Annotated in this window: 9 protein-coding genes; 5 read left to right on the top strand and 4 right to left on the bottom strand. The window is 70.2% G+C overall.

All coding sequences use genetic code 11. The features are described 5' to 3' along the window. Both ACR2JA_RS01290 and ACR2JA_RS01285 read right to left on the bottom strand, forming a co-directional pair. A partial coding sequence (locus tag ACR2JA_RS01290) for an ATP-binding cassette domain-containing protein (RefSeq protein WP_434007338.1) occupies positions 1-535 on the bottom strand: 535 nt, incomplete at its 3' end. Further along, positions 532-1,023, bottom strand: coding sequence for a Fur family transcriptional regulator (locus ACR2JA_RS01285; protein ID WP_434007337.1), 492 nt, complete (start codon positions 1,021-1,023; stop codon positions 532-534). The genes ACR2JA_RS01290 and ACR2JA_RS01285, both read right to left, overlap by 4 nt. A 95-nt stretch (positions 1,024-1,118) precedes the next feature. Here ACR2JA_RS01285 and aztA point away from each other — a divergent pair, with 95 nt between their 5' ends. From aztA to ACR2JA_RS01265, 4 genes are all read left to right on the top strand, one after another. Next, the gene (aztA, locus tag ACR2JA_RS01280) at positions 1,119-1,937 is read left to right on the top strand and encodes a zinc ABC transporter ATP-binding protein AztA (RefSeq protein ID WP_434007336.1); all 819 of its coding nucleotides are present in this window, start codon (positions 1,119-1,121) and stop codon (positions 1,935-1,937) included. Next, positions 1,934-2,839, top strand: a complete 906-nt coding sequence (locus ACR2JA_RS01275) for a metal ABC transporter permease (protein ID WP_434007335.1) — start codon at positions 1,934-1,936, stop codon at positions 2,837-2,839. Before aztA ends, ACR2JA_RS01275 begins: the two co-directional genes overlap by 4 nt. Positions 2,840-2,848: 9 nt before the next feature. Further along, positions 2,849-3,787 carry a metal ABC transporter substrate-binding protein gene (locus tag ACR2JA_RS01270; RefSeq protein WP_434007334.1) on the top strand — a complete coding sequence of 313 codons (939 nt, stop codon included), beginning with the start codon at positions 2,849-2,851 and terminating at the stop codon, positions 3,785-3,787. Positions 3,788-3,860: 73 nt separating this feature from the next. Then, positions 3,861-4,754 carry an EamA family transporter gene (locus ACR2JA_RS01265; protein ID WP_434007333.1) on the top strand — a complete coding sequence of 298 codons (894 nt, stop codon included), beginning with the start codon at positions 3,861-3,863 and terminating at the stop codon, positions 4,752-4,754. An 82-nt stretch (positions 4,755-4,836) separates the two neighbouring features. Here ACR2JA_RS01265 and msrA read toward each other — a convergent pair whose 3' ends face one another. Together msrA and ACR2JA_RS01255 are read right to left on the bottom strand one after the other, a co-directional pair. Continuing rightward, positions 4,837-5,373, bottom strand: coding sequence for a peptide-methionine (S)-S-oxide reductase MsrA (gene msrA, locus ACR2JA_RS01260; RefSeq protein ID WP_434007332.1), 537 nt, complete (start codon positions 5,371-5,373; stop codon positions 4,837-4,839). 19 nt (positions 5,374-5,392) lie between these two features. Continuing rightward, positions 5,393-6,298, bottom strand: a complete 906-nt coding sequence (locus ACR2JA_RS01255) for a LysR family transcriptional regulator (RefSeq protein ID WP_434007331.1) — start codon at positions 6,296-6,298, stop codon at positions 5,393-5,395. 112 nt (positions 6,299-6,410) lie between these two features. Here ACR2JA_RS01255 and ACR2JA_RS01250 point away from each other — a divergent pair. Then, a partial coding sequence (locus ACR2JA_RS01250; RefSeq protein WP_434007330.1) for an acyl-CoA dehydrogenase family protein occupies positions 6,411-6,940 on the top strand: 530 nt, incomplete at its 3' end.

Raw genomic sequence — 6,940 nt, 5'->3', positions numbered from 1 at the left:
ACAGCAGCACGAGCGCGGCGGCGCAGGCCGCGTCATCCAGGCTGGCGGTGGGCTCGTCGGCCAGGATCACGCGCGGGCGCAGCAGCAGCGCGCGCGCCAGCGCCACGCGCTGTGCCTCGCCGCCCGAGAGCTGGGCCGGCCGGCGTGCGGCCAGGTGGGCCACGCCCAGCGCTTGCAGCGCGTGGTGGATCGCCACCGGGTCCTGCGGCAAGCCGGCCGCAAAAAACACCAGCCCCAGGTTGCCGGCCACGCTGAGCGCGTCGCTCAACAGCAGGCGCTGCGGCAGGAAGCCGATGGTCCGCGCACGCCAGGCGTCGCACGCGGCGGGCGCCAGCGCGCCCAACGGCTGCCCGGCCACGACCAGCTCGCCGCTGGAGGCCGTGCGCAGGCCCGCCGCCAGCGCCAGCCAGGTGGACTTGCCGCTGCCCGAGGGCCCGCGCAACAGCAGCGTGCCGCCCTGGGGCACGTCCACATCGGCAAACCGCAGCGTCCTGCCATCGCCAAAACGGCAGGCCAGGGCCTGCGTGCGGATCACGCCGCGGGCTCCTGCGGCACACAGCTGGCGCAGGTGCCGTGGATGGACAGGTCCACCCGCTGCCCCTGGTGGCCCAGCCTGGCCAGGGTGCGGAACAGGTCGGTGGCGACGGCGCGCGTCGGTTCGCTGGCCTCGGTCAGGCGGAACTGGCGGTGGCAGGCGTCGCATTCGAACCGCGGCGCCAGGCCCTGCTCGTGGTCGGCCAGGCCATAGCGCCAGGTGCGGGCGCCGTCGTCGGCGTGGCGCTGCAGCACGCCGCAAGCGGCCAGCCGGTCCAGCAGGCGGTAGAGCGTCACGCGGTTGATGTCCAGACCGCGCGCGGTGAGCGAGACCAGCGCCTGCGCGTGGCTCAGCGTGCCCTGCGGATTCGCCAGGAACAGGCCGAGCACGGCGCGCGTGGCCAGCGTGCGGCGCAGGCCGGCCCGCTCCAGCCGGGCCTGGATGTCGGCGGGCACGGCAACGGGTTCTTTGGCGGGACGAGCGGACATGGGCATGCCTCCATTATTGCAACCAAGTTGCGTTACTATCGCCACCCTTGCACGTTAATGCAATTGAGTTGCAACAGTTTAAACCGCCTGCCGACATGCCCCACGCCCCCGCAGACCCGTCCGCCTCGTCAGCCCCGGCGATCGGCTTGCACGATCTCACGCTCGGCTACGACCGCCACCCCGCCGTGCACCACCTGAACGCCGACATCGCGCCGGGTTCGCTGCTGGCGCTGGTCGGCCCCAACGGCGCGGGCAAGTCCACGCTCGTCAAGGCGCTGGCGGGCGAACTGCGCCCCATCAGCGGCACGGTGAGCGGGCTGGCCGGCCGGCGCATCGCCTGGCTGCCGCAACACAGCGCCCTGGACCCGAGCTTTCCCATCGACGTGCGGCGCATGGTGGCCATGGGCCTGTGGCACCGGGTGGGCGCGCTCGGCCGCTTCACCACCGAACACCGCCGCCTGTGCGACGAAGCCCTGGCCGCGGTCGGCCTGACCGGCTTCGAGACGCGCGGGCTGGACACGCTCTCGGGCGTCCAGCTGCAGCGCGCGCTGTTCGCGCGGCTGATCCTGCAGGACGCGCCGGTGGTGCTGCTCGACGAACCCTTTGCCGCAGTGGACCACCGCACCAGCACCGACCTGCTGGCGCTGCTGCACCACTGGCAGCGCCAGGGCAAAACCGTGATCGTGGTGCTGCACGACCTGGCGCAGGTGCGCGCGCACTTCCCGCTGACCTTGCTGCTGGCGCGCGAGCGGGTCGCGTTCGGCCCCACGGCCGAGGTGCTGACCGACGCGCACTGGGCCCGGGCACAGCGGCTGCACGAACCGTTTGACGACGATGCGCCAACGTGCGAAGCGCCGCAGGGGCCACACACGCACGCCCACCACCACGGCCATGGCGCGGAGGCCCTGGCATGAACGACCTTGCCGCGTCCCCGTTCATGGCGTGGTGGCTGGCCAACCCGCTGTTCGGCCCTTTGGTCGAATTCGGCTTCATGCGCAGCGCCCTGCTCGGCTGCGTGGCGCTGTCGTTCAGTGCGGCGCCGGTGGGCGTGTTCCTGATGCTGCGGCGCATGAGCCTGACCGGCGACGCCATGGCCCACGCCATCCTGCCGGGCGCGGCCATCGGCTACCTGGTGGCCGGCCTCTCGCTGACGGCCATGACCATCGGCGGCGTGTTCGCCGGCCTGGTGGTGGCGGTGGGTTCGGGCCTGGTCTCGCGCAACACGGTTCTGCGCGAAGACACCAGCCTCGCGGCCTTCTACCTGCTGTCGCTGGCGCTGGGCGTGCTCATCGTCTCGGTGCGCGGGAACAGCGTGGACCTGCTGCACGTGCTGTTCGGCACCGTGCTGGCGCTGGACGACGCGGCGCTGCTGCTGCTCGGCGGCATCAGCGCGGTCACGCTGGTCAGCCTCGCCCTGCTCTACCGGCCGCTGGTGATGGAGTGCCTGGACCCCGGCTTCCTGCGCCAGGTCAGCCGCTGGAGCCCGGTGGCGCACTACGGGTTTCTGGGCCTGCTGGTCATCAACCTGGTGGCCGGGTTCCACGCGCTGGGCACGCTCATGGCCGTGGGCATCATGGTGCTGCCCGCCGCCACCGCGCGCTTCTGGGTCCGCCGCCTCATGCCCCTGCTGCTGTTGGCCACCGCGCTCGCGCTGGCCGCCAGCCTGGCCGGCCTGCTGCTCTCGTACCACGCCGACCTGCCCACCAGCCCGGTCATCGTGCTCAGCCTGGGCACGGTCTACCTGCTGTCGCTGCTGTTCGCACCGCACGGCGCGCTGCGCCACCAGCGGCCCGCCTCGTCCCACCTCCAAGCCTAAGGAAGCACCATGCACACCTCCCCGCGCCGTTCTTTCATTGCCGCCGCCATCGGCATCGCGGTCCTTGCCAGCAGCACCGCCGTGCAGGCGCAGACCACACCCGCCCTCAAGGCCGTGGCCAGTTTCAGCATCCTGGGCGATCTGGTCCGCCAGGTCGGCGGTGACCGCGTCGCGGTCGAGGTGCTGGTCGCCCCCGGCGGCGACGCGCACGTGTTCCAGCCCACGCCCTCCCAGGCCAAGCTGGTCGGCCAGGCGCAGGTCGTGTTCTCCAACGGCCTGGGCTTCGAGGGCTGGATGAGCCGGCTGCTCAACACCGCCCGCTACAAAGGCCGGCACGTGGTGGCGAGCCAGGGCATCCAGCCCCAGCAGGCCGAGGGCGATCACGACCACGGGGCCACAGGCGGCCACCACCACGAGGAGAACGACCCGCACGCCTGGCAGTCGGTGCCCAACGCGATGGTCTATGTGGGCAACATCGCCAAGGGCCTGTGCGCGGCCGACGCCGCCGGCTGCGAGGGCTACCAGCGGAACGCCGCCGCGTACGTCGCCCAGCTCCAGGCGCTGGACGCCGACATCCGCACAGCCTGGTCCCGCATCCCCGCAGCCCAGCGCAAGGTCATCACCTCGCACGACGCCTTTGGCTACTACGCCCATGCCTACGGTGGGAGGTTCCTGGCGCCCCAGGGTGTGAACACCGAGAGCGAAGCCTCCGCCAAGGGCGTGGCGCAGCTGGTGCGCCAGATCAAGAAAGAGCAGATCAAGGCGCTGTTCGTCGAAAGCATTTCCGACCCGCGCCTGATCGCGCAGATCGGCCGCGAAACCGGCGTGAAACCATCGGGCGAGCTGTTCTCCGATTCGCTGTCCGCCGCCGGCGGGCCAGCCCCCAGCTACGTGGCCATGATGCGCGCCAACACCACCGCGCTGACGCAGGCCATCCTGGGGCATTGAGGGTCGCCCAGGTACCCGGCGCCGCGGCGGTGCGTGGCTACACTGGCGGCCTTTTCACCGGCCGGAGCCCTGTTTGCCCCTCAACCACCTGTTGCTCGCCCTCGCGGTGGTGTTCGTCTGGGGCACCAACTTCGTCGTGATCCGCTGGGGTCTCAACGGGCTGCCGCCTTTCCTGTTCGCCACCCTGCGCTTCGCCTTCTCGGCGCTGCCGTGGCTGCTGTTCATCCCGCGCCCCACCGCGCCCTGGCGCAAGCTGGCCGCGTTCGGCGTGCTGCTGGGGGTGGGCCAGTTCGGCCTGCTGTTCCTGGCCATGCAGGGCAACATTTCGCCCGGCCTGGCCTCGCTGGTGGTGCAGACGCAGGTGTTCTTCACCATCGGTCTGTCGCTGGTCCTGCTCAAGGAACGGGTGCGCGGCTTTCAGGTGCTGGGCCTGCTGCTGGCGCTGGCCGGGCTGGCGGTGATCGCCCTGCACCTGAACGCCGCCGTGGTCACGCTGCTGGGCCTGGCGCTGGTGCTGTCGGCCGCGTTCTTCTGGGCCTGCGCCAACCTGGTGGTCAAGTCGCTCGGGCCGGTGAACATGCTGCACTTCATGGTGTGGAGCAGCGCCTTCGCGGTGCCGCCGCTGCTGTTGATCTCCCTGTTCACCGAGGGTGCCCCGGCCATCTCGGCGGCGCTGCGGCACGCGGGTCCGGGCGTGTGGGCCAGCGTGCTGTGGCAGGCGCTGGGCAACACGCTGTTTGGCTACGGCGTGTGGAACTGGCTGCTGGCCCGCCACCCGGCCGCCACCGTGGCACCGCTGGCGCTGCTGGTGCCGGTGTTCGGCATGGGGGCTTCGGCGCTGTCGCTGGGCGAAGCGCTGCCCGCCTGGAAGCTGGGCGCCGGTGCCCTGGTGCTGGGCGGCCTCGCCGTCATCGTGCTCTGGCCGAGACTGACTCACCCCCGCCGGGCTGCGCCCGACCCCCTTTAGAGGGCCATGCCTGCGGCGCGGCCAAGCCGGTTCCACGGCATGCCTGGCTCAGACACTTCGCGCCGGCATCTTCAGCTTGAAATCACCTGGCCAGGCGGCTGAAGGTCTTGCGGAACTTCGCCACCTTGGGCGCCGCCACCGCCATGCAGTAGCCCTGGTGCGGGTTGCGTTCGAAGAAGTCCTGGTGGTAGTCCTCGGCCGGCCAGTAGTGCGCCAGCGGCAGCAGCTCGGTCACGATGGGGCGGCCGAAAGCGTTCTCGGCCGCCAGCTCGTCGATCAGCGCCTGCGCGGTGGCACGCTGATCGTCGGTGGTGAAGTAGATGCCGCTGCGGTACTGCGTGCCCATGTCGTTGCCCTGCCGGTTCAGGGTGGTCGGGTCGTGGATGACGAAGAAGATTTCCAGCAGCTCGCGCGTGCTCACCCGCGCCGGGTCGTACGTGAGCTTGACCACCTCGTTGCAGCCGGTGGTGCCGGTGCACACGTCTTCGTAACTGGGCTGGGGCGCCTGGCCGTTGCTGTAGCCCGACTCGACGTCGGTGATGCCGCGCACTTCCTTGTAAACGCTCTCGGTGCACCAGAAGCAGCCGCCGCCCAGCACCAGGGTCTGTGATTCGCTCATTCGGTTTCTCCAGTCCGTGTCAATCGTGGGCGACATGGTGCACCGGCGGCGCGGTCGCGCGCACGGCGCTCAGGAATGCCCCCAGCGCCGACTGGTCGCGCCCGGTGCGCCAGAGGCAGTGCGTGTCGTACGGCGCCAGCGGCTGGGCCAGCGGCACAAAGGCCACACCAGGCAGGCCCGCCTGCTGCAACGCCGCCGGCACCAGGGCCACGCCCAGCCCCTGCGCGATGACCGAGACCACGCTCAGCCAGTGCCGCAGTTCAAAGGCCAGCGACGGCTCGAAACCCGCGTCGGCACAGGCGGCCAGGATGCGGTCGTGGTAATCGGGCGAGACGGCGCGCATCACGATGGCGAAGGCCTCGCCGTTCAACTGGTCGAGCGACAGCAGCTTCTGCTGGGCCAGCGGGTGGCCCGATGGCAGGCAGGCCATGAACGGCTGGCTGGACACCAGGATCTGCGAGAAGCCCGCCGGCACGCGCGTGGTGTGCACGAAGCCCAGGTCCAGCCGGTCGTGCACCAGCTCCACCAGCTGTTCGCTGCTGGACAGTTCGCGCAGGGCCAGCCGCAGCTTGGGGTGCGCGGCCGCAAAGTCGCGCAGCACCTGCGGCAGGCCGCGGTACAGCACCGTGCCGGCAAAGCCGATCTGCAGCTGCCCGGCCAGGCCCTGCCCCACGTCGCGCGCCTCGCGTGCGGCCAGCGCCGCCTGCTCCAGCAGTGCCTGCGCGCGCGGCAGGAAGGCCAGCCCGGCGGCGGTGAGGGCCACGCCGCGGCTGTTGCGCTCGAACAGGCGCGCACCCACGTCGGCTTCGAGCTGCTGGATGTTGAGCGACAGGGGCGGCTGCGTCATGGCCAGCCGCTGGGCCGCACGACCAAAGTGCAGCTCTTCGGCGAGCACAGTGAAACAGCGCAGGTGGCGGAATTCCATGGATACGGATTATGTATTGATCAATCGACGATCAATATTGGACAGCTATTCATGGCACCCCGACAATCGCTTCAGTTTCTGCATCCACCCCTTTTCAACGGAGACCCGCACCATGGCATCCAACAAGAACACCTTCAACTGGGAAGACCCCTTCCACCTGAGCGCCCAGCTGACCGACGACGAGCGCCAGGTGCAGGACGCCGCCCGCGCCTACTGCCAGGAGAAGCTGTTGCCGCGCGTGCAGCTGGCCTTCCGCAACGAGACCACCGACGCGTCCATCTTCCGCGAGATGGGCGAGCTGGGCCTGCTGGGCCCGACCATCCCCGAGCAGTACGGCGGCGCCGGACTGAACTACGTCTGCTACGGCCTGGTCGCGCGCGAGGTCGAGCGCGTCGACTCGGGCTACCGCTCGATGATGAGCGTGCAGAGCTCGCTGGTGATGGTGCCGATCAACGAATTCGGTTCCGAAGTGCAAAAGCAGAAGTACCTGCCCAAGCTGGCCACGGGCGAGTGGATCGGCTGCTTTGGCCTGACCGAACCCAACCACGGCTCCGACCCCGGCAGCATGATCACCCGCGCCAAGAAGGTCGACGGCGGCTACAGCCTGACCGGCAGCAAGATGTGGATCACCAACAGCCCGAT

This window comes from Hydrogenophaga sp., from assembly GCF_051007235.1.
GTDB lineage: Bacteria > Pseudomonadota > Gammaproteobacteria > Burkholderiales > Burkholderiaceae_C > Hydrogenophaga.
Note: the sequence above shows the minus strand (reverse complement) of the source record. Positions and strands in the feature narration are given on the sequence as shown.

Bases quoted from the DNA above. Each gene is read 5' to 3' on its own strand.
- ACR2JA_RS01285 (WP_434007337.1), bottom strand. From the start codon at position 1,023: ATGTCCGCTCGTCCCGCCAAAGAACCCGTTGCCGTGCCCGCCGACATC.
- aztA (WP_434007336.1), top strand. From the start codon at position 1,119: ATGCCCCACGCCCCCGCAGACCCGTCCGCCTCGTCAGCCCCGGCGATC.
- ACR2JA_RS01275 (WP_434007335.1), top strand. From the start codon at position 1,934: ATGAACGACCTTGCCGCGTCCCCGTTCATGGCGTGGTGGCTGGCCAAC.
- ACR2JA_RS01270 (WP_434007334.1), top strand. From the start codon at position 2,849: ATGCACACCTCCCCGCGCCGTTCTTTCATTGCCGCCGCCATCGGCATC.
- msrA (WP_434007332.1), bottom strand. From the start codon at position 5,373: ATGAGCGAATCACAGACCCTGGTGCTGGGCGGCGGCTGCTTCTGGTGC.
- ACR2JA_RS01255 (WP_434007331.1), bottom strand. From the start codon at position 6,298: ATGGAATTCCGCCACCTGCGCTGTTTCACTGTGCTCGCCGAAGAGCTG.